Source organism: Pseudoflavonifractor sp. 524-17, from assembly GCF_009935845.1.
GTDB lineage: Bacteria > Bacillota > Clostridia > Oscillospirales > Oscillospiraceae > Pseudoflavonifractor_A.
In genome coordinates this window covers 1-21438 of the sequence record NZ_QWEK01000035.1, presented here as the reverse complement: position 1 = coordinate 21438, position 21438 = coordinate 1, and the positions used below count along the sequence as shown (strand labels likewise).

The 21438-nt window shown below is 47.4% G+C and carries 19 protein-coding genes and 1 pseudogene; 1 reads left to right on the top strand and 19 read right to left on the bottom strand.

The window, feature by feature from the left end; genetic code table 11:
- Positions 1 to 20: 20 nt before the first annotated feature.
- On the bottom strand, positions 21 to 1118 hold the full coding sequence (locus D1159_RS12930; RefSeq protein WP_161846078.1) for a HAMP domain-containing sensor histidine kinase: 1098 nt from the start codon (positions 1116 to 1118) through the stop codon (positions 21 to 23).
- Positions 1115 to 1780, bottom strand: a complete 666-nt coding sequence (locus D1159_RS12925; protein ID WP_161846077.1) for a response regulator transcription factor — start codon at positions 1778 to 1780, stop codon at positions 1115 to 1117. Before D1159_RS12925 ends, D1159_RS12930 begins: the two co-directional genes overlap by 4 nt.
- A 592-nt stretch (positions 1781 to 2372) precedes the next feature.
- Between D1159_RS12925 and D1159_RS12920 the strand changes: the two genes are divergently transcribed.
- A complete protein-coding gene (locus tag D1159_RS12920; RefSeq protein ID WP_243152277.1) occupies positions 2373 to 3761 on the top strand; it encodes a reverse transcriptase domain-containing protein in 1389 nt (462 codons plus the stop codon).
- Between the two features lie 607 nt (positions 3762 to 4368).
- On the opposite strand, the gene D1159_RS12915 is transcribed toward D1159_RS12920, so the two are convergent.
- The 17 genes and pseudogenes from D1159_RS12915 to rfbA form a co-directional block, all read right to left on the bottom strand.
- Positions 4369 to 4578, bottom strand: coding sequence for a hypothetical protein (locus D1159_RS12915; protein WP_161846076.1), 210 nt, complete (start codon positions 4576 to 4578; stop codon positions 4369 to 4371).
- Positions 4579 to 4770: 192 nt separating this feature from the next.
- A complete protein-coding gene (locus D1159_RS12910) occupies positions 4771 to 5157 on the bottom strand; it encodes a tyrosine-type recombinase/integrase (protein ID WP_161846075.1) in 387 nt (128 codons plus the stop codon).
- A gap of 601 nt (positions 5158 to 5758) precedes the next feature.
- The gene (locus D1159_RS19720; RefSeq protein ID WP_243152276.1) at positions 5759 to 6325 is read right to left on the bottom strand and encodes a hypothetical protein; all 567 of its coding nucleotides are present in this window, start codon (positions 6323 to 6325) and stop codon (positions 5759 to 5761) included.
- A gap of 246 nt (positions 6326 to 6571) precedes the next feature.
- On the bottom strand, positions 6572 to 7123 hold the full coding sequence (locus D1159_RS19235) for a UDP binding domain-containing protein (RefSeq protein ID WP_202621079.1): 552 nt from the start codon (positions 7121 to 7123) through the stop codon (positions 6572 to 6574).
- A 552-nt stretch (positions 7124 to 7675) separates the two neighbouring features.
- Positions 7676 to 8809: a DegT/DnrJ/EryC1/StrS family aminotransferase gene (locus tag D1159_RS12895; protein ID WP_161846073.1), complete on the bottom strand. Its 1134-nt coding sequence runs from the start codon at positions 8807 to 8809 to the stop codon at positions 7676 to 7678.
- A 48-nt stretch (positions 8810 to 8857) separates the two neighbouring features.
- Positions 8858 to 10141, bottom strand: a pseudogene (locus D1159_RS12890) (acyltransferase family protein); the annotation flags it as partial.
- A gap of 286 nt (positions 10142 to 10427) precedes the next feature.
- Complete coding sequence (locus tag D1159_RS12885) at positions 10428 to 10931, bottom strand: GNAT family N-acetyltransferase (RefSeq protein ID WP_161846071.1); 504 nt, start codon at positions 10929 to 10931, stop codon at positions 10428 to 10430.
- Between the two features lie 12 nt (positions 10932 to 10943).
- The gene (locus tag D1159_RS12880) at positions 10944 to 11543 is read right to left on the bottom strand and encodes a hypothetical protein (RefSeq protein ID WP_161846070.1); all 600 of its coding nucleotides are present in this window, start codon (positions 11541 to 11543) and stop codon (positions 10944 to 10946) included.
- A gap of 12 nt (positions 11544 to 11555) precedes the next feature.
- A complete protein-coding gene (locus D1159_RS12875) occupies positions 11556 to 13214 on the bottom strand; it encodes a glycosyltransferase family 4 protein (protein WP_161846069.1) in 1659 nt (552 codons plus the stop codon).
- Positions 13207 to 15120 carry a glycosyltransferase family 4 protein gene (locus D1159_RS12870; protein WP_161846068.1) on the bottom strand — a complete coding sequence of 638 codons (1914 nt, stop codon included), beginning with the start codon at positions 15118 to 15120 and terminating at the stop codon, positions 13207 to 13209. The genes D1159_RS12875 and D1159_RS12870 overlap by 8 nt, the downstream gene beginning before the upstream one ends.
- Before the next feature lie 12 nt (positions 15121 to 15132).
- A complete protein-coding gene (locus D1159_RS12865) occupies positions 15133 to 15864 on the bottom strand; it encodes an ABC transporter ATP-binding protein (protein ID WP_161846067.1) in 732 nt (243 codons plus the stop codon).
- Between the two features lie 10 nt (positions 15865 to 15874).
- Positions 15875 to 16660, bottom strand: a complete 786-nt coding sequence (locus D1159_RS12860; RefSeq protein ID WP_161846066.1) for an ABC transporter permease — start codon at positions 16658 to 16660, stop codon at positions 15875 to 15877.
- 1 nt (position 16661) lies between these two features.
- Positions 16662 to 17837 carry a glycosyltransferase gene (locus tag D1159_RS20235; RefSeq protein WP_161846065.1) on the bottom strand — a complete coding sequence of 392 codons (1176 nt, stop codon included), beginning with the start codon at positions 17835 to 17837 and terminating at the stop codon, positions 16662 to 16664.
- A complete protein-coding gene (locus D1159_RS12850) occupies positions 17834 to 18781 on the bottom strand; it encodes a glycosyltransferase (RefSeq protein WP_161846064.1) in 948 nt (315 codons plus the stop codon). Before D1159_RS12850 ends, D1159_RS20235 begins: the two co-directional genes overlap by 4 nt.
- A complete protein-coding gene (gene rfbB / locus D1159_RS12845) occupies positions 18768 to 19787 on the bottom strand; it encodes a dTDP-glucose 4,6-dehydratase (protein WP_161846063.1) in 1020 nt (339 codons plus the stop codon). The genes D1159_RS12850 and rfbB overlap by 14 nt, the downstream gene beginning before the upstream one ends.
- Position 19788: 1 nt before the next feature.
- Entirely contained in the window at positions 19789 to 20343 is a 555-nt protein-coding gene (rfbC, locus tag D1159_RS12840; RefSeq protein ID WP_161846062.1) for a dTDP-4-dehydrorhamnose 3,5-epimerase, read from the bottom strand.
- A 10-nt stretch (positions 20344 to 20353) separates the two neighbouring features.
- The gene (gene rfbA / locus D1159_RS12835; protein WP_161846061.1) at positions 20354 to 21232 is read right to left on the bottom strand and encodes a glucose-1-phosphate thymidylyltransferase RfbA; all 879 of its coding nucleotides are present in this window, start codon (positions 21230 to 21232) and stop codon (positions 20354 to 20356) included.
- Between the last annotated feature and the right edge of the window lie 206 nt (positions 21233 to 21438).

Below are 21438 nucleotides of genomic sequence, written 5' to 3'. Positions count from 1 at the left end.
AGCCGGGGAGTTTTCCGCATTTATAGCTGAATGGTAAAACACATCCCAAGCGGGGACTTCATCGGCTTAAAAGAATAGGGAACGTCCATAGAGGTCAAAAGCGTGTCCACGATATAGAGGCCCAGGCCGTTGCCCCCGTTCTCCCGGCTCCGGGAGAAGTCTGGACGATAGAACGGTTCAAACAGACGGCGTATTTCACGATCAGGGATAGGGTCACATTCATTTTCAATGATTAGGCGATTTTCGTCCATGTAGACAGAAACCGCTTTTCCGGCCTCCGTATAGGCAACAGCATTTGCGAGAACATTTGATACCGCCTTGCTGAAGCGACCAGCCGGAAGTGTCGCGGGGAATTGTTCCGGCAGGTCGAGAGAGAACGTGATTTGATGTGCCGCCGCAATCAGTTGGTAGGGTTCGCACAGTTCCGCCAGCAGTTCAGGCACATCAACCTGTTTTGGCGCTTCGGCGGTCAAATTCAGCTTGGAGGTTTCCAATATTTCATGTATCATCCCGGAAAGCTGCTCCACCATTTCCTTGCACTCCGGGAGGTATGTTGTGTAGTCCTGATACTTTCCAACGCCCAAAATCATATTTTCCAGGGTGGCGTTCAATGCGGTCACGGGCGTTTTTAGTTCATGGGACGCCGCCCGGAGGAAGTCCACCTTGGCCCGCTCCATATCCCGCACAGCGTCCTTTTCCCGCTCCAAATGTTCAATGGTAGACAGCAGATTGGAATACAGATCATTGACGTTCTGCGCCAGTGTACCAATTTCATCCTTTGTATGGATAGGGCAGCTTGCTCCGTGGTCTAATTTCATCATCTGCTCGGTTGACGCAGAAATTTTCTTGATAGGGTCGGCAATCGCTTTGGAAAACAGGAGGGAACAGACAACAGAGATCAGCAGGGAACAGCTTAACGAGATGGGCAGGGCTTTTTCTACTGCCTCGGTCACAAACTGCTCCTGTCTGATGCTGACAACAACATCCTCCTGGGTACTCACCGCAAGCTGCATCCGTGGGGCAAGCAGGTAGATCAGCCCATACGTGACAACAACGACAAAGAGCATGATGCTCATGGTATAGAGAAATATTTTCGGAAACAGTTTTAATCGTTTCATGGCTGTACCTCGTATTTGTAGCCGATACCCTTGACCGTCACGATACAGTCAAGCCGCAGTTTCTTCCGCAGATTTTTGATGTAGGTATCCACGGTTCGGTCGATGATCGGATAGTCAGCGCCCCACAGCTCGTCCAAAATCTGTGAGCGGGTCAGCACCAGCCCCCTATGCTCCACCAGCAGCCGGAGCAAATCAATTTCCTTTGGCATGATGTCGATTTTCCCGGCGCTGTCGCTGGCGGTGTAGCCGGAGAAATCGACGGTCACATCGCCAAAGGTTATCGTTTGGGGTAACGGGGCCTGTCCGCTTCGCCGCAAGAGAGCGGTGATCCGCCTCCCCAGCAATACCATAGAAAAGGGCTTTGTCATATAATCGTCGGCCTGCTCGTCAAAACTCCTGACTTGGGTATATTCATCCTCAAGGGCTGTAAGCATCAGAATGGGCGTTGTGCTTGTTTGCCGTATCTCATGTAGGACAGACAGGCCGCTGACGTGGGGCAGCATGATGTCCAGCACAACAAGGTCGACGCTGTTCTCACGGAAAATCTGTAATGCCTCCCCGCCGTCATAAGCTGGGATGACTGTGTGGCCCGCAGGCTTTAGATATTCACAAATCGCATCGTTGGTCTTGCGGTCGTCCTCAACAATCAGTAATGTTGCCATCGTAGCCCCCCCTTTTCAAGGTAGTATAGCACTGGAATGTGGAATGGGTATGAAATGACAGTAAATTTTTGAGTTTTGGGGTTCTCGATGTGGTGGGAACGCTAACGTAGCAAGCATAGGGAGTGTGGCCACACTCCCGAAAAACGGCCAAAACCGGCCCCTGCCGGGCCGTGTCCGTTTTTGCTTGTTGGGATAATCCCAAACCCTCATTATTGACCCCACAAGTGAGAAGTGAATTTTTTGTAAATTCATACTGCACTGCCGATACTGGAATTGACAAAAGCTGGTCTAACTGTTACAATAAACTCACCTTATAGATTTGGTATAAGGGAAGATGATTGTTGTCAACACCTCCAATGAGATTTCTACGGATATTTCTGCAAGGTTCAGGTTGGCCGATGGTCTGCTTCGGCAGTACATCACCGCCAGGGTGAGCATTAACAAGCTTACGTTGACATATGTCTCCAGCTTAATTGTACCACAGTTAAGCATTGCAATTAGGATAGCTGGTAATCTAAACAAGCCGCCTACAAGGTGAAAATTAAATACCACGTTACGGTTTGTACCCGCTGGCTTAGGAATGTTATCCTCCATGCCAGCGGGTATCGGCATTAAGGAGAGAATTATGCGAGATATAGAGATTTGGCGTACGTCAGAAAAGACCATCAAGAAAAGTCAACGGTACTATGCTCATTTTGATTATCGCACAGATATTTCAAAGAGTTGGGAGTACATTTCTAACCCTCAGAATATCTGCAAACATGGTTTCTACCCGTTTATCCACTATGTTAAAGATATGAGCAAATATTCTGCCCAAAAAGGTGGAATAAAAGAAAAGCATAGAGATATTTGTTATGCCGCACATATTGATCGCTGTATCTTCCAACTGTATAATTTTATTCTTAACGAGCGCTATAATGAAGAATGCGCTCGGCTCGGAATACAAGATGTTGCTGCCGCCTATCGAACAAATCTGAATAAGCAAAATAATATTGACTTTGCAAAAAGAGCTATCCAGTTTATTCGCAAAAATCATGATTGCTATATTATGATTGGCGATTTTCCAAAATTTTTCGATAAGCTTAATCACGAATATCTTAAAAAGCAATGGTGTCGGTTACTCCATACGGATAGATTGCCGCCAGATCACTATACTGTGTTCAAGAATATCACTCGATATAGCTACTTTGAATTGGCTGATTTATTGAAAATTCATGGCTTGGACGACACTCCGAAAGGGAGACGAGAGTTAAACCAAAAGAAACGGGTCTTATCGCCCCAAGGCTTGAAGAACAACGCATATCGTATTCAAAAGAATAAAAACTGTGGCATTCCCCAGGGTTCCCCAATGAGTGGAGCCTTAGCAAATCTATATATGTTGGAAATTGATAAATCAATCCATGATTTCGTAACAGCGTACGGCGGATTATATATGCGATATAGTGATGATTTTATCATCGTTTTACCCCATATTGAAGAAGCAGCTGCCATTAGCGCCTTAACCGAAATCAGCGGTTTATTCAATAGCCCCAATTACCCCGGCCTTGAATTGCAGCCAATCAAAACCCAATATTATCATTTTGCAGAAAACAAGATAGAAAATTGTGGAGCTATCATTCACGAAGATGCAGACTGCTCAAACCGTCACTTGAATTTTCTCGGATTTACTTTTGATGGGCAAAAAGTGAGTTTAAGAGCAAAAACAGTTTCAAAGCACTATCAACGAATGCGAAAAAAGGCAAAGACAATAGCTAAAAGCGGCGGATATACAAAACGTGGAAATCATATCAGCAAGAAAAACTTATACATGAAGTATTCGGTGCGAGGTTCTACAAGAAAGCCCGGAAATTTTCTTACTTATGTAACTAGCGCTCAAGCACCAGAGAGATTTGGAGAAGATGAGCGAATAGGGATTGCTTCTAAAAGAAATATGCAAAAAATCAGGAAATTTCTTAAAAAAGATTATAAGAAGCCAAATTGAAATAGTATCATCGATATAGCGCTATATCTGATGCCTTCACTGCCCCTCAAAATAAAAGTACCAGCCTACGCATTTAGGGCCTATCCAGCGGCCTATTTCCAAGGCTTTCAAACACAGCGGTCACACAGGGGGTAATACGATTTGACCTGCGCCCTCGAAAATGGACTTCTAACTGCGTAGAAACGAGGACAAAAAGGGCCAGGACAGGAAGCCGACACCCGCAGAAACCGTACACCCGCTTCGCGTCTGTACGCTTCCAGCGGGTCAGATAACGCCCATGATAACCCCCCTGCTGCTATTTAATCTCCCTGTGTCTCGCTTCCGTTCCATTCCTTTCCGACGGCTTTGCCGCCCGTTCCTCAACGGGAAAGGTAGCGGAAAGGATAGGAAAGGAAAGGAATGGGTAATTGATAAGTCTTTACTTGATTTTATCTTTAGTTACTTATATCTATATTTTATTGTGTTGGATTTTCCGACGCCGGTTTTCCCGTTGTCGGATTATCCGACGACGGAAATGCCAACAACGGCAAAAAGGGCAAGGCACGTCTATCTGTGCCTTGCCCTTTATCGTCCATATCGTGCCGAGGCGGGTGTTATCATCCAGACCTCAAAAGTCGTAAACAGGCAGTACATTTGCAGGGGTATCTGCTAAAAGTCCAGATATATCAACCATTTTCAAGGACAGGATGTGTACTCCCATGGCATATGAATAATATCCTGACCATTGGCTCAGCCTCCTTAAAAATGCTGGGGTTCCTTGATATATCAATGGTTTCGCGGCTTCCCCAATTCCTTCCACGCCCTTGTCAAATGGCATATCATGGCACATCGGAGCCCCCAATGTTGGTAAATTGGCCCCTCAAATCGCATTTTACCAACATCCGCTTTCGATGGTATATGCCGATATTGGGTGGCAGATATTTCATGGTAAATCCCATTATACCAATGTTTTGGAGAGCAGACAAGAGTCCTTTTCTGCCATTATGTTCCCAGCTTGCAAGTATGGCCTCTAGGATGTGCCTGCCATGTTGATCCGCTCCAACTCTGCCTTTACATCGTCAAATCCTGTATGGGTGTAGACATTCAGTGTAACCCCAATCTCCGAGTACCCCATCAGGTATTGCAGGGTTTTGGGATTCATGCCACTTCGCGCACAGTTTGAGCAGTAGGTATGTCTGCACACATGGGGTGTCACTTTAGGCATCTGCGCACGATAAATCTTGTTATATTTTTCAACGATATGCTCAAAGTATTTCTCCCAATACAGGGCGACCATAAGCATCTCGTTTTTATCAAGATAGAGAAACCCTACCTTACCCCCAATCATCGGTTCTTCCTTGGGCGTGGGCCTATTCTGAATAATCGTCTTGAAACACTCGTACACTTCATCGTTCATGATCGCTTATGAGATGTATATTATAGGAAGAAAATACCAACACACAAAGGAGCTGCTGCCTCAGATCAAAGAAATGCCGGCAAAAGGGATGACGCAGAAACAGGTGGAGGAGATACTGGGGCTGAGTGGATACAGGCCGGTACATGAACTGCTGAAGCGGGAACGTAAGAAGGAACTACAAGGCATATCAAAGCGGCCGCAAACCTGCAAAGACACTAGCTGAGTATAAGCAGGAAAACAAGCGGCTGAAGATGGAAAACGGATTACTGCGGGCGAATCGGCAGCCCGGAGCCAGACGCAGAATTAGCGGAGCTTCTTCAGGGGCAGTGGGAGCGGTGCAGGCAGACGTACGGCTACCGAAGAATGTGACTGTGGTTAGAGAGGCCGGGAATCTACCATAACCCAAAGACTGTATTACGGGTGATAAAGAAGTACGACTTGTTGGCAGAAATTCGTCGAATCAGAAAGTGGATTCAGCTGAAAGAACAGACTTACAAATACGAGAATTTGCTCAATCGAGAGTTTCAGGCAGAGTGTCCTAACCGGAAATGGATTACAGACAATTCCTATATCCATACCAGACAGGGTATCCTCTATTTGTCTATGATCCGGGACCTGTATGACAACAGTATCGTAGCCTGTAGGATGGGGAAACTGTTATGACAACGCAATGGCTGAAAATTTCTTCTCCATTCTCAAGACGGAGTGTATCTACCACCAAAAAATAAATTCTTTCCGGCAAGCCAGAAAAATCATTGATGAATTTATCCACTTTTATAACTATGAACGCATCCAGTTGAAAACTGGAGAGACGCCGCTTGCGCGACGCCTCTCCACTTAAAACTTCATACTCCCTATCCAGGGGCCTTTTTGTGCTGTCCGCACAACTTGGGCGGTACACTAAAGGACCACAGGGGATAGCGCCGGTAAATATCTCTGCGCAGGAGGTTGGCGACAGACAGCGGATTTTTTCGGTCTTGATGCTTTTCCCATCATAGTCGCTCTGTCCTTTCTTGCTCATCTCGACAAGATAGCGGTGGGCGGTCCCCTTGGCGATGCCTACGGCCTTCCCGATCTCCGCTGTGCTGGGAGAGCGCCCCTCCTCGAAGTAGAAATCCTCCACAAATGTCTGTATGCGCTTCATCAATTCCAGATCCTTGTGACGCATAGAGCTTCCTCTGTTCTATCCGATACGGTTCGTCCTTGGATAGCGATAGTATAGCGTAGGAGAAACCAGAATGCAGCAGGGTAAAATTGAGGTGGCATCTAGATAGTGTCTACACAAGACAAAGGGACTGTGATAGAATTAAAGCTCATTGTGGGAGACAAATGCCAAGGAATGTTGGAAGTATGGTCTTGAGAAAACGCTACCCTGCCACCACTTTCCCTGCATACACGTCAATAAGAACAGGGCTTAACAGCCGATCTGGTAATATGTAAATCCAGCGGTCTGAAGCATCTGTGCATTATACTGATTTCTCCCGTCAAAGATGACCGGTTCCTTCATTCTGGACTTCATCTCATCAAAATCTGGGCTTTGGAACTCTTTCCACTCAGTGACCAAGATCAACGCATCTGTATTGCTCAGAGCGGTATATTCGCTACTTTCAAAAGAAATCCCATCATTTCCCTCAAAAACACGTTTCGCAGTCTCTGTCGCCTTTGGATCAAATGCCCTACACTTCGCCCCACGCTTTGTCAGTTCATGGACGATTACAATAGAAGGAGCTTCCCGCATATCATCGCTCTCTGGCTTGAATGCCAGCCCCCAAAGAGCAAAAACGTGCCCCGTGAGATCCTGCCCATCTTCTATAGTATAAAAAACCCAACCACTCCTTTTAAGCCGTTCTTTCTGGTCAGACTCAAATAACTCACAGTACCCATTATTTAATAAATATGCAGGCCCCTTCCCTGTTCGAATAATTACCTCTTTGGCTTGGATACACTCTTCAACAGCCCCATTCAATATTGGGGAAAGTGTTGCCGTAAATACAATAGATAAAAGGAATAGTCCTAAAAGAGTTCTCCAGTTTTCTGCAATTTTTTATAGAACCACGTCATCTTGTTATCCTGCATTTTTCCTCCTATGAGCGCAAACTGTGATAGTACACAGAAATACGAAAAATGTAATTCTGCACGAATATGAGAGGGAAACGGCTTAAATCCAAGCTTGAAATTTCCTTTATTTTCTAACTATCTGTGCTTTCAGGACATTAATAGCGGATTGAGTTAATTAGATTTGTACAGGTTATCGGTTTATGAGGGGATTTTCTGTATTTCTTCCAAGATCCGACCGTCTTTAGAGGCTGACAGCCATAGTTCCGAACCACCAGTCCCTTCGGCGGAAAGCACTGTCGCCGAAACGGTCCTTGGGGGAAAAGCGGGGCGGCCAGTCGGAAAAAGGCTTCTATACTGGGAAACAGACAGTAGGCAACGGCGCCTGTAATTAAGAAGTGTCAGGAAAACTTTTATATTTCTTTTCCATCTATCCTCCATGCCTGGCAACACTCTTTTCAATCTATTTTACAAAATTGTTCACGACCCGGATGATCTCATCCACTTCCTCATCCGACAACCACATATGCAGGGGCATAGTAATCAGGTGCTGGCTCACCTTATGGGCATGGGGACAGGTACCCTGGGCATACCGATACATGGAATATTCCGTATTGTCCCGGTAATGGACACCACCGTAAATTTCATGCGTTGCCAGCTCTGCCAGCAGCGCCTCACGGTCGGGAACAACAAGCTCATAAATATGATAGGAGCACTCATCCGGGTAATTCGCCCCGACAATCTGTATTTTGGCGTTCTTTTCAAAGCCCTTATTGTAACGAGCCACAATCTCCCGGCGGCGGGCGTTGTCCCGATCCAGATAGTTCAGCTGCACAAGTCCAATAGCAGCCATAATGGCGTTTCCGTTGTACTTATAGCCCACATAGTCCACATCATACTTCCACTTATAGCTGCCTTGGCTGGTGGTGCGCGCATAGGTATCCTTATTGATCCCCAGCCAGGCCATTTTACGGCAAATGGAATCATTTTCCGCGTCCGCAAAGCAAATCATTCCGGAATCACCGGTGGGCAGATTTTTTACCGCCTGGTAGGAATAAACGGTCACATCCACTCCATCCCATGCACCTGGTGTTACTCCATTGACCCGTGTGCCGGACATATGGGCCGCATCCAAAATCAACTTCAGCCCATGTTTTTTGCATAGGGCAACGATCTCCTCCAGGCGGCCAACTCGACCACCGTAGCCCACAAATATAACGGCCTTGGTTTTATTGGTGATCTTCTTTTCTACATCTACTGGATCCAGGCAGAGGTATTCATCTACATCGGCAAAAACAGCGTGGAGATTTTCATAGAGGATCGAATGGGGGGTGGACACGAAGGTGATGGGGGTCGTGATGATCTCGTCCCCATCCTGCCAACCGTTTTGCAGCTTCAGGATCTTCACCGCCAAATGGAGGCCTACCGTGTCAGAATTGATATAGTAGGCGTGGGGATGCCCGGTGTATTTTTTCCAGGCCTCCTCAAACTCCACTGTCTTGAAGCCCATTCCCGTCCAGCCCTTTTCCAGGCACTCCCGGACTTTCTCTAGGCACTCATCGATCTCAAACTTAGGTTTTAGCACTTGAATTGACATGACATTTCCTCCTTATTTTACCGCAATGAACGGCAATTTATAAAACCATCATTTTTCATATCGCCAGGGTGAAAGCGAAAGCTCCATATAACCACCACCGTTTAAGGGAATGTAAAAAGCACGATCTGCTGGGGCCTCCAATTGGATGGATTCTGTATTTAAGCTCCAACCACAGGTAGTCAAAACAGGATTATTTAAAATTTCACCAACGGCAGAGCGTTCATACCATGAAACAGTAGCAGGGATGATTTCTCCATCTGATACCAAGATCAAATTGTTTACCAACTGGTTGGCAACGGGGTCATAACCCCAGCCATCGGCGTGGATTTGGACAATCCCCTCTCTTACCTGTGTCACTTCAACCCAATCCACATAACCGCAGCTTATGCTGGCATCTTTCACAATGGCGCTGGAATCAAAGGCAGCCTTGGGTGTATGCAATTTTATATAAGAAAGAGCAAATACAACTACAAAAGCCAATCCTACCGCACATAAGCAGGAAAAAATGGGCGCAAGATATTTTTTAGCAGATACTGATGTCTCCAGTATTTTTCGCCGGACAGTAGCTCCCAATGTAAGGTCGATTGCACCATACCAATAGCTGAATACCAATACGCAACAGAGAACGGTAACATATGCAATTCTCCAAGGAGCCCCTACATTTACTAGGAATGGATAGAAAATGGAACAGATAGTCCAATGGGACAGATACATTCCATAAGAGCGGTCACCAATCCTAACCATAGGGTTGGAAGGAGAAACCCGAATCTGGGCGCCAACGAAAAGAAGCAGAAAATAGCATATAAACCGCCCCACCAGTACAGAAGGGGTTGGGACCCCTTGATCTATATAGAAAAACGTACAGAATGTAATAAATTCAGTGGAAATAAGTCCGGATTGCGGAATTTTTTGAAGTAACGATCCTAATTTTTCATGAGCATACCAAGCACAACAACCTGACAAAAATGACAGATGAGCTGGGGCAATCAACATTTCCGGAAGATAGGGATGTAGTCCAAGATTAGGATAAAAGATATTTACTTCCATAAGTAAAGTGCAGCCCCAAATAGCAAGAAAAGTTGAGAAAAAGCGGGCACGCTTTTGGCCAATAAATACAGCCCCAATCAGGTAATACAACATATCGCACAACAGCGTCCACTCACCATTAAGAAGATAGGGGGCATCCAGTGGTATCAAAAAGAAAATACGCCAAAAATGCGGATGAGGAGCAAAGGTTTGCTGAAATACCATTCGCAAAAGAACTGCCAGGGCAATAGCTAGCCAGTACGTAGGGAAAATACGGGCAAATTTTTTCTTCAAGAAGGTTTTTACCCCCCCCCCCCCCCGCGTTGAACCTCACTGGCAAGGAAAAAGCCACTTAACGCCAAAAACAGAGTGGCGCATTGTAGCATACTGTAGCGAAATGGGTAGTCATGCGTGCCAATCGGCACTTGAAAGGACATTTCTCCATAAGCAACACAGTGGGCAATAATAATGAATACGCAGCATATTCCCCTTAAGAATTGCAAAAAATATAAACGTGGCTGCACAATGGGAGGTGACTGTGTTATATCCTTCATACTACGTTTTACCTCCTGTAATAATAGATCTGGTACATTCAGGTCTGCTGATACTTCATGCGCAGCATTCTCCGGCCCTCTCCATCAAAAAACAGTTCTTCCGGAATAAAACCAGACTTCAGATATGTAATCTGGGCCGGAATATTGTCCGCATATACCTCCAACTCTATGGTTTGAATTCCCAATTGTTGAACGGCGATTTGGCAGACCACTTTTGTAGTTTCTATTCCCAACCCCCCAGTTCCTGCCAGTTCCTTATCTATCATGAGCCGTCCAAATTCGGCCATGCTCTGCTTGGGATCTACGTTGTAAATCGAGACTGCCCCTACCCAGTTTCCCTGGTAATACACCGAGAACAAATAATCGTTTTCACGATTTAAATAGTTCTCATACCAGCGTCTCTGTCCATCTCTTGTTATTTCTTTTGACGTGACAAAAGAGTGGCGATTTCGATTGCGAAGTATCCTCATTTTCTCCAGTTCTTCCATTTTCATAGGGTAAAGAGAAATTCGATCTCCTCTTCCAAAGAGGGAATGATCCAATATAAACCCCTCCTACTGTTTCTTTATGTCCTTAGCATCCAATTCTAATCCGTAATCCGGTATCTTCTGTAGAGAGAAAAGGAACTTTGCCGTCAAATAGATCAGAAGGACTGCTGCCACAACAGGGAAAGAAAACTTAATTTCTACAGGATTTACCACCGCTGTGAAATTGTAAAGTTCAGTTCCCGGCTCATCACCCAAATCAATGCGCAAATCAAAGATTTGATCGCCAATGGCAAGGAACGCTTCCGATCCAGGCTCCTCTATACGACGCAGCACATCTCCATATTGTAAATAGCGTTCATTCGTATAAAAAAGATCTATATAGGGAACAGGAACAGATAGTTCTGTCTGGATCGAAAGACGTTCCACATAACATCCCACATTGGAAAGGAGCAGCATCGGGTCGGTAGAAGAGCGCAGGACTTCTCCTTCCTCCCAGTTCACCTTTTCACAGTCTGCAAGGGTATATACACGGTTCTTCACCATGTTGGGATCCATCAGTAATTTCCAGGCGCCAAGGTTGAGAAACAGTAGTTCGATTATCGCTGCAGAACAGGCCAGAAGAATCAATTGCAGTCCAAGTTTCATTCTTGCTTTTTTGCGCTTCATAGCTTCCTCCGTTTACTGCAGAATTGGTGCAACCACAGTATCCATTCCTTTGAGGGGGCAATGTAGTTTGTTAAACACCTTGTACCAAAAGCTTCTCCGGCTGCTCCATTCGTAAACCCCTAAACATCCACTTGTCTCGGCATAGTCAAAATTCAATTCAACATCTATCGTTCCAGCAACACACTCTTCATGTGCCGTAAGAGGAATCACGCTCCACAAATTATGCGGCAGTTGCTCCAGTGCCCTGCTGCCCTCCGCAACTGTTTGCCCATGTTGGAGCAGCCGAATGTAAAGCATCCCTTGAACCGGTACAGAATCATGCCCTGCAACCAACAGTCCGATCCCCTTTGCTTTCCCATCTTTACAATGAACACGATAGGTCCGCTTTCCTGTAAGAGCCCCGGAAAAGCACAATTGATCCGGCCGATAATAGGGCAAATCTGCAGCTCCCGTATGCCCATTTGGGCGCAAAAGTTCTGCAGCATCCTGCCGCAGCCATTCACGAAGGGTATCCTCCGCAAGCTGTTCGTGAAGGAAGCTCTGCCCCTCTCTTCCAAGGATCTTTCCGAACAGCGAACAAAATTCTTCTTTTGCCCTTTGAGGCGAATAGAGTTTCTCGTAACGCTTCTGCCCGGCCAAGCCCATACGTTTTGCTTCTTCCGGATGGCTCAAAAGAAATTCCATTCGTTCTGCCAGGGCCTCATCGTCCCTAGGTTCGAGCAGGAAACCAGTTTTCCCATCCAACACAATCTCTGACGGACCTCCGCTGTTCATAGCAATAACCGGGCGGCCATGAGACATTGCTTCAGTAATGGTCAGACCAAAAGGCTCTAAATCACAAGGTTGTACCAAAGTGAAGCTTTCGCGATACACCGAATCCACATCACTTGTCCTGCCTCGAAAAACGACTGTTTCCTCCAAATCATGCTCTGCAACAAAATTTCGAAGCGTATTCTCTTCGCTCCCTGTTCCATATAAATCGATGTGAAAGACTATTTTTTTCTCTTTTAAGCGTTTTGCCGCTTTCAATAAAACCATAATCCCTTTATGGGCATCAAACGTGTTCAAGCACACAAATGGGCCAACTCCCTGCAAAATAGAATCATCCTTTGGCGCTTCTGTCCAATTTGTAACGGTAAGAACCGGTGTATCTGTCAGTCCTCGATAATAATTTTCGGTCCATTTTGAACAACATACAACCTGATCGCTCATAGCCATAAGCAACCGGTCATAAAGCAGCCGGCGAGCCGGATCATAGTCAGCGGAAATGTAGAAACTGTCTAAGATCCCATGTACCCAAAGAATGGCCGGAATACCTGCCTGTCTCGCTGCCAGCATGGGGGCCAAAGAGGTCATGGTATTGCAGACAACAAGTCCGACCCCCTGTTCCCGGAGCCTTTGAGACAGTTCCCCTGCCACACGCAGGGTCTCGTCCGCGAAATGCGCCTTATTATCTATCGTTACATAAAGATACCAGGGATGGGCAGAAAACGGCACGATCTCCAGCTCGCCCTCACACACTTTGGGCAGAACGCCGTAAGGGGAGTCCTGGGGATAAAATATGATCGGATAGTACTCTTTCGTTTCGGCGAGCAGCTTTCCCAAGCAATAAAGCATCTTTTCTGCGCCGGTGAACGCGCTGGAGTGAGATATTAATGCCACTTTAATCATCTTCTGGCTCAGCCTCCTCTATCACGGAACAGAGTTTTTGAATAAACAGCCCTAGAACCGTGTCAACGGAGTGATGATCCAATACATCCTTTTGTGCCGCTTTCTGAACCCTCCGCAAAGACGGTATATCCTTCAGAACCTCTGTCAGCTTACGGTACCACCCTTCCTCCGTCTCATCCTCCAAAAGGTAGCCGTTAACTCCGTCCTCGACCACGTCTGTATAGGGACGTTCTTTGGAATAAATGCAGGCAGCGCCCACTATACCGCTCTCTATGTATTTGTTATAGCACTTTGAATGATAAAACCTTGTGTCCAACAGCGGAGCAATCAAAAGATCCGGCTGTAAACGGGCAATATTATGGGCATATTCAGAATAGCTGGTAAAACCAATCCGAATCGTATCAATCCCTTTGAAAAGCTGTTCCTGCTTTTCATCCAATATCCCTACCAGGATAACCCGAATGTTCTTGTGCCGTCTTGCATATCTAGCTAAGGCCCGAAACGCTGTGTCATCGTACCGAAGGCTGCCGGAATATCCAATATACAGCTTATCGTCTCCACGCTTACGCGGCCTGTCTGCCACAAAACTCCTGGGATCTACGCTGATTTGAAATTTTTTAACACAGCGGGTATAGGGCAGTACATCCTCCCGGAGTATATCATTAAACAACCATGTGGCCTTGCACAGGCCTAACGCATCAATAAAATTGTCATAATTTTCATTTCCCGGAACAAAAATTGCCCCTTCCTTGGGATGATCCGCGGCAATGGACATCCAGTTGTCATCAATCATGTATATTGTGGGAATATCCTTTTTGCTGCATAGGCGCATCATTTCCAGCGCTTGCTTACTCCGACAGCGGGTAAAAATTACAAGATCATATCCCAACGCAAGATTAGGTGCCACAGTGTGCTCCAATACACTACGGTAAGTGGCAAAGCCTGTCCCATACAAACGCTCCAAATAATTAAAAAAGCATATCTGGTTATGGTGATATTCCCAGTAGCCGCCCACTACCAGAATTTTATAAGGCACCCGCACTTCCTTCTTCCGTTCACCGCAGGAAATGCCGCTGATTGCCTGATAGATTGCTCTCTCCTCATCGTTCAAATCAATATAAAAATCCCAGGCACACTGATCTGGCGTTCGTTTTGCGGCGGCAATCCCCTGACAGTAGGTGGCATAGCGAATGGCCAGATCCTCTGGCATTGAGACTCCGCCTCCTAGGGGATATTCCGCCAGTCTCTGAACCCGCAGGGTATCCTGTCCAACGTTGATCAAATTGCACCGTGTCGTAACCGCCAAAGCATACCAGCGTTCGATCTCTGTTTGCAGCAAAGGATTCTCATCAAATCCTCCTATATCCCGCAGAAAATCTGTGGGAACAACAAAAGCCCCAACTCCCAATCCGATCCGAGAGGTCTGAACCCATCCATAGGCATTCAGCGGCGTGCAATCACATTCTTCCATCGCAGACGGGTTATACGGGCCTAAATAAAAGGCGAATCGGCGTTCTTCCTTTACTGAGCCGTTTTTGAATTTTTCCTTTTTGGGAAGAACTCTCCACCATTCACGGAAAAAGTCCAGCCGCTCCGATGCTGGATCGCCCAGCAAGGAAAACATGACATACTCTGTCCGTACCTGTTCCAAGGCCATAGACATTGCCTGAGCCGGTAAAGTACGATTTTGCGGACAACATAAAACCAACACGTCTGGATTCAATATGCGGAACATTTGAAGCTGAGGTGCGGCAAACCACTGGTCGCTGTCAGCCACGAGTATGACATTTACTGTTTTTTGCAGCCTGGAACACTCCCGCAATCTTTTGTCAAGTTCGATGACCTGACGATCATACCTGCCCAGTAACAATGTAACTAATGTCAATCTCTTCTCTGTCTCATCCATTGCAATCTTCTCCTATATATTGTTTAAATACGCCTTTGTCACCTCTTGGGGAGGGCCATCCATTAAAATCTCTCCACGTTCCATCCAAATACAGCGATTACACATCTCTACCGCCGCCCCCATGCTGTGCGTCACCAAAACCATTATTTTTGAAATATCTACCATCTCGTGCATCCGTTTATTGGCTTTCTGCAAAAAGGCGGCGTCACCCGCGGCCACCACCTCATCCAGAAGAAGGATATCGGGCCGGACGGCAGTGGAAACCGAAAAGGCTAAGCGCACAAACATACCGGATGAATAATATTTAACTGGCATATTCAAAAAATCCCCCAGCTCTGAAAATGCTGCGATCTCCAGCATTTTACTTTTAATACCTTCCGGACTGTCCCCAAGCATAAGCCCGCGAAGGTAGATATTATCCCATCCGCTACTTTCCATTTCAAAACCAGTTGCCAGCTCAAACATACTGGAAATTTTCCCATCCACTATTCGTTTTCCATTGGTAGGCGCATAGATTCCAGCAACCAACTTTAGCAGTGTAGATTTTCCTGCTCCATTATGGCCAATTACAGCCAGGCGCTCCCCATCTCGCACTGTCAAATTCAGGCAATTCAAAGCATGGACTGTTCCATCCTGATGAAAATCATTAAATTTTCTGCTGCCTGGAATCAGGATATCTTTGATCCGTTTTTCTCGCTGGATCTGGAATATCAGATTCAGATCTTCCAATTGAATAATGCTCATTTATGCCCCTTTACAGCTTAAAAACAATCTTACTTCTTCGTTTCATTAAAAAGTAGATGCTTCCAAAAAATGTAATCAACGATATTACCGCCGCAGACAACCAGACCTCCAATGGGGGAACACTGCTCCCTTGCATGGGTGTACGGACAATCTCGAGCAAGTAATAAAACGGATTCGCCTGGTACAGCAGTTCAACCCCCTTTTCTTTCAGCATACTTGCTTGATAGACAATGGGAGTTGCATAAAAGATTCCCTGCAAAAGCAATGTCTGAAATGGTTGAAAATCCCTTATATCTAAATTAATAACAGACGAAAAGTTCGCCAATCCCAAGGCAAATAGAAATAGCACGATAAGCCCAGGTACGCACAGCAGCATTTCTGCCGAAAAGACCAGCGGGTCTAAAAAAAGATATAGTGTAAAAAAGGCCAATATGCTGTATAATAAATTGATGAAATTAACTATTACCGTTCGGATCGGAAATATTTGTGCATTGACTGTTGTTTGTTTTAAGTAGCCTTCCGCGCCAAGAAAGGCCCCTGTTCCTCCATCTGCTGAACCGCTTATAAATTGCCAAGGGTTGAGGCCAGCAAAAAGAAAAGGGATAAACTCTTTAACATCCACCCCAAAAAGGATCCCATATACGCTTCCCATAATAATCGAAAGTCCTAGCGGCGTTAAAATTGCCCAAGCAACCCCCAATTTGGAGCGGCGATACTTTTTTTGCAGATCTGTATTGACAAGACTAGCCAAGATAAACCGGTCTCTCCAAATCCCCTGAAAATATTCTTTTAGCATGTCACTTGCCCCTCAATTTCTTCCCGATGGTTTTGAAAATCTTTTTAATTGCTTTCAGTGGAATTACAAAGACAGCGAGCAGCCCATACATCCTGCAAAGTAACCGGATTCTTTCTTGATAGAAAAGCAGCCTCATAGGAGGTAAGCTGATGTCCTTTTCAGAAATCAGAGGTCCCTGGAAGGAGAGCACCTCTGGTATTTGCTCCTTCAGCAATTTGGCCACGGCCCGATAGGTAAACTGTGTTTCCAGAATTTTTGCCCCGGCATACGCCATTTTCTGAACGTCCTGAGGGGAATCTACCATCTGCTTTATTGCCAGATACCAGCTTTCCACTGTGTTTTCACACATCATCCCGTTTTCTCCCTGTGTTACCACTTCTTGATAAGGCTCATAATTGGAGTAAATACCGGCGATTCCGCAGCTGGAATACTCTATAAATTTGTTATAGTACTTACAGGCATAAAAAGGAGTGTCATATACAGGGGCCAGCCCAATGGAGAAGTTGCCAGCAAGGACGGTTTCCTGATACTCATCGTAGGATTCAAAATAGGGATAGTACTGAACGCCCTCTGTATGCCGCAGATTCGGATCTGCCCCAATGAAGGTAAAGTCCACCCGCTGTCCATATTCCTCCAAAATTTTTTGAACAGCGGGGGCCAGGAGTTCCCGGACTAACCCGCTGTGATCCGCGGAACCGGCATAGAGGATATGGATCTGCTCAAACTTCTCCGGAGGTTGGCGGCGAATCGTCGCCGGAACACGCAGCAACGCAGAGCGTGAAACATACTGTCCATATTTGAAAACAATCTGATGGTTGACCGTCCACAACACATCACATAGTTCCAAAATTTTCGTGAGGTTTACTTTTATCTTGTTATCCCGATAATAGTTGGAAGAGGCGTTTCCGTCAGGAATATTCAAAAGATCATCATCCAAAAAGTAAGCCAAAAATCGCCCGGAAGCCTTTGCCGCCTGGACAATACGCAGCGTGGGATACTCACATCCCCGCACACAAACCAGCACATCGCACCAGAGGATTTCTTTTTTTGTGATATCTTTTGTATCCCGATACCGCACCTGGCAAAGGCCGGCCTCTTCCACTAGCTTTAGCGGTTCCAATACTCCTACTCTTACAGAGGCGATCTTCTGCGGACATTCCACTAAAATTTTTGTCACGATCCGCACTCCCCCGTCTGCTCAAGGTCATATTTCCCCATCGCGTACAGCAGCCGGAATTTCCAATCCTCACTCTTTTCCTGTCGGTAGACCCGGCTTTTCCGCAGATAACCAAGCCGTTTAGAAAGGCTGCCAAGCCCCTTCAGATAGTTTGTCAGTTCCTGCTGGTATTCTTCAGGAAGCTCTCCATCATATATCTGTGAAAAGGAATGCAGCTGCTGAGAGATGGCATTCCCTTTCCCCTGCAAAATATACTCCAGCTTCCTTTGGATGCCGGCAAGAGTGCCTAATTTGTAACCTACAGCATTATTACCGTGTTGCCGGTGAAGGACATCGCAAGTCTGAGAAAAACGGATCTGCCCTCTGGCCGCAGCCACTAAATATACCCACCAGTCCACCACATGGGCTTTCAGGATGCCATGTCTGCATAAATCATCCCGCAACTTGGCATTGAACACCTGGGTATGGCCTGGCAGCACATTCTGTACCATTGCGTTATAAAAGGAAACTCCCCTGGTTGGATTGCAGGAATCCCCTGTGGGACGGAGCCTTCCATCTGTAATTTTTGAACGAGAGGCATAAAGCAATGATTTCTCTTGTGGTAGCCGTTCCAGCTCCTCTATCGCATGAGACAGCTTTGGGGGCAGCCACACATCGTCCTGATCGCTAAAGGCAAAAAAGCAGCACATCTGATCGCTGTTCTCCAGAAGCCATTGGTAACTGGCGTTCGTGCCCTTGTGCTCTCCCCGTTCCACCTGAAAACCAAACCTGTCCCCATACTCTTTCAGAATGGGCCAGGTCTTATCTGTTGACCCGTCATCCCGAATCAGGACCTTGCACTCCCGAAAATTATCCAAGGCAAGAAAACTGTCTAGCTGTTCCCGCAGGTAACATTCCCCATTATAGGTAGAGAGCAGGATCTGTACCTTTTTACCGGTTCCCATACATCCGCTCATAATAATTCTGGTACTCCCCGCTGACGATTTTCTCCCACCAGGACTTGTTATCCAGGTACCACCGGATGGTCTTTTGGATACCGTCGGCAAACTTGGTCTCCGGCAGCCAGCCAAGCTCTCGATGGATGAAGGCTGGGTCGATGGCGTAGCGCATATCGTGGCCCTTTCGGTCGGTCACATAAGTGATGAGGCTCTCCGGTTTGTCCAAGGCCTTACAGATCAGCTTTACGATGTCGATGTTTTTCATCTCGTTGCGGCCGCCGATATTGTAGACCTGCCCCGCCTTGCCCTTCTCCAAAATCAGGTCAATGGCCGCGCAGTGATCCTCCACATACAGCCAATCCCGCACGTTCAAGCCCTCACCGTACACCGGCAGTGGCTTGTCCGCCAGGGCGTTGGCGATCATCAGGGGAATCAACTTTTCGGGGAACTGATAGGGTCCATAGTTATTGGAGCACCGGGAGATGGTAATTGGTACGCCATAAGTCCTCTGATAGGCATTGCACAGCAGATCTGCCGACGCCTTGGAGGCGGAATAAGGGCTAGAGGTATGCAATGGGGTTTGCTCGGTGAAGAACAGGTCCGGCCTGTCCAGGGGCAAATCGCCGTACACCTCGTCGGTGGACACCTGGTGATACCGCCGCACGCCGTACCTCCGGCAGGCATCCAGCAGCACCTGGGTACCCAGCACGTTTGTCTGGAGGAAAATACTGGGGTTTTCAATGGAGCGATCCACATGACTCTCGGCAGCGAAGTTTACTACCACATCGGGCTTCTCTGTTTCAAAAATGCCATATATAGCATCACGGCCAGCGATATCCGCCCGGATAAACGTAAACTTGGGCTTGTCCATGACAGCGGCCAAGGTCTCCAGATTTCCGGCATAGGTCAACTTGTCAAGACACACCAGTTCATAGTCCGGGTGGGTTTCCCGCATATAGAAAATGAAGTTAGAACCAATAAAGCCCGCTCCGCCGGTGATCAGAATTTTCATATTACCACTCCTCAAAGCCGGTTATGGCATCCTTTAAGTAGGGAGACTTGCTATCCTTCTCTGACAGGATAGGGGTCTTCACCCCCCAATCCACCCCAATATCCGGATCATTCCAGCGGATGCCGCCGTCCGCCTCTGGAGCATAGGGATTATCGGCTTTATAGAGGAACTCCACATCGTCCGTCAGCGTCAGAAACCCGTGACCAAAGCCACGGGGGATCAACAACTGCCGCTTATTTCCACCACTCAGTTCCACGCCCACCCATTTCTTATAGGTAGCGCTACTGGGCCGAAGGTCTACCGCCACATCCAGCACTACCCCTTTCACGCACCGGACCAGTTTGGCCTGAGCCTTGTCCCCCCGCTGGAAGTGGATACCCCGCAGGGTTCCCTTTACCGCAGAGGAGGAGTGGTTGTCCTGGACAAAGTCATAGTCGGCTCCTGCCGCCTCAAAGGCCCGCCGGGACCAGCTCTCCATAAAAAAACCCCGGTGGTCCCCAAATACCTGGGGCTCTATAATGTAGACCCCAGGCAGTTCCGTCTCGGTAAACTTCATTTCCTCACCCTCAATAAATGTACTTCCCTGCGGCCACATTGCGCAGGTGCTGGCCATAGGGGGATTTGCCGTAGACGGCCGCCGACTGCTCCAGCTGCTCCCGGTCAATCCAGCCGTTCCGGTAGGCGATTTCCTCTGGGGCGGAGATCCGGATCCCCTCCCGGGACTCGATCACACGGACAAACTCCGACGCCTCGCTGAGGGATTCCACCGTCCCCGTATCCAGCCAGGCATAGCCCCGGCCCAGGGTAATCACACGCAGGGAGCCCTCCTCCAAATAGATGCGGTTCAGATCCGTAATCTCCAACTCCCCGCGCAGCGAGGGTTTTAGGCTTTTGGCGCGTTCGCACACCTTCCGGTCATAAAAATACAGCCCCGTCACCGCATAGTTAGACTTGGGCTGGATAGGCTTCTCCTCCAGGGAGATGGCCCTCCCTTCTCCATCCAGCTCCACTACACCGAACCGCTCCGGGTCCTCCACATAGTAGCCGAACACCGTGGCCCCCTCCTCCTGCTCCACCGCCTTATACAGGTGGGCAGTGAGACCGGCGCCGTAGAAAATATTGTCCCCCAGAATCATGGCACACCGGTCATCCGCCACAAACTTCTCCCCCAGGATAAACGCCTGGGCCAGGCCGTCCGGGGAGGGCTGCATCTGATAGGATAACTGAAGCCCAAACTGGCTCCCATCCCCCAACAGCCGCTCAAAATTGGGCAGATCCTGGGGGGTGGAAATAATCAGGATCTCCCGGATTCCTGCCAGCATTAGGGTAGACAATGGGTAATAAATCATCGGCTTGTCATAAATGGGCAACAGCTGTTTGCTGGTCACCATGGTCAGCGGATAAAGCCTCGTCCCGCTTCCCCCTGCCAGTATAATCCCCTTCATCGCGCGCTCCTTTATTTGTCCCGGACCACGGAACCTGCTCCCACTCCAGCATGCACTCCATGTCCTTCCACTATGTTTATCTGCCACGTTCTCATACCCTCAATACAGCCGCCCCTGCCGGCTGCAGTTCCGTAAGCCGTCAAGACCGTAGACAACACGCGACTCAAGTCAAATCGCGCTACACTCTGCCTGGCGTTTGCGGCCAA

Excerpts from the sequence above, each read along its gene's own strand:
- D1159_RS12915 (WP_161846076.1), bottom strand. The coding sequence starts at position 4,578 with ATGCCATTTGACAAGGGCGTGGAAGGAATTGGGGAAGCCGCGAAACCA.
- D1159_RS12910 (WP_161846075.1), bottom strand. The coding sequence starts at position 5,157 with ATGAACGATGAAGTGTACGAGTGTTTCAAGACGATTATTCAGAATAGG.
- rfbA (WP_161846061.1), bottom strand. The coding sequence starts at position 21,232 with ATGAAGGGGATTATACTGGCAGGGGGAAGCGGGACGAGGCTTTATCCG.
- D1159_RS12895 (WP_161846073.1), bottom strand. The coding sequence starts at position 8,809 with ATGTCAATTCAAGTGCTAAAACCTAAGTTTGAGATCGATGAGTGCCTA.
- D1159_RS12930 (WP_161846078.1), bottom strand. The coding sequence starts at position 1,118 with ATGAAACGATTAAAACTGTTTCCGAAAATATTTCTCTATACCATGAGC.
- rfbB (WP_161846063.1), bottom strand. The coding sequence starts at position 19,787 with ATGAAAATTCTGATCACCGGCGGAGCGGGCTTTATTGGTTCTAACTTC.
- D1159_RS12865 (WP_161846067.1), bottom strand. The coding sequence starts at position 15,864 with ATGAGCATTATTCAATTGGAAGATCTGAATCTGATATTCCAGATCCAG.
- D1159_RS12870 (WP_161846068.1), bottom strand. The coding sequence starts at position 15,120 with ATGGATGAGACAGAGAAGAGATTGACATTAGTTACATTGTTACTGGGC.
- D1159_RS12875 (WP_161846069.1), bottom strand. The coding sequence starts at position 13,214 with ATGATTAAAGTGGCATTAATATCTCACTCCAGCGCGTTCACCGGCGCA.
- D1159_RS12920 (WP_243152277.1), top strand. The coding sequence starts at position 2,373 with ATGCCAGCGGGTATCGGCATTAAGGAGAGAATTATGCGAGATATAGAG.
- D1159_RS12860 (WP_161846066.1), bottom strand. The coding sequence starts at position 16,660 with ATGCTAAAAGAATATTTTCAGGGGATTTGGAGAGACCGGTTTATCTTG.
- D1159_RS12880 (WP_161846070.1), bottom strand. The coding sequence starts at position 11,543 with ATGAAGCGCAAAAAAGCAAGAATGAAACTTGGACTGCAATTGATTCTT.
- D1159_RS19720 (WP_243152276.1), bottom strand. The coding sequence starts at position 6,325 with ATGCGTCACAAGGATCTGGAATTGATGAAGCGCATACAGACATTTGTG.
- rfbC (WP_161846062.1), bottom strand. The coding sequence starts at position 20,343 with ATGAAGTTTACCGAGACGGAACTGCCTGGGGTCTACATTATAGAGCCC.
- D1159_RS12925 (WP_161846077.1), bottom strand. The coding sequence starts at position 1,780 with ATGGCAACATTACTGATTGTTGAGGACGACCGCAAGACCAACGATGCG.
- D1159_RS12850 (WP_161846064.1), bottom strand. The coding sequence starts at position 18,781 with ATGGGAACCGGTAAAAAGGTACAGATCCTGCTCTCTACCTATAATGGG.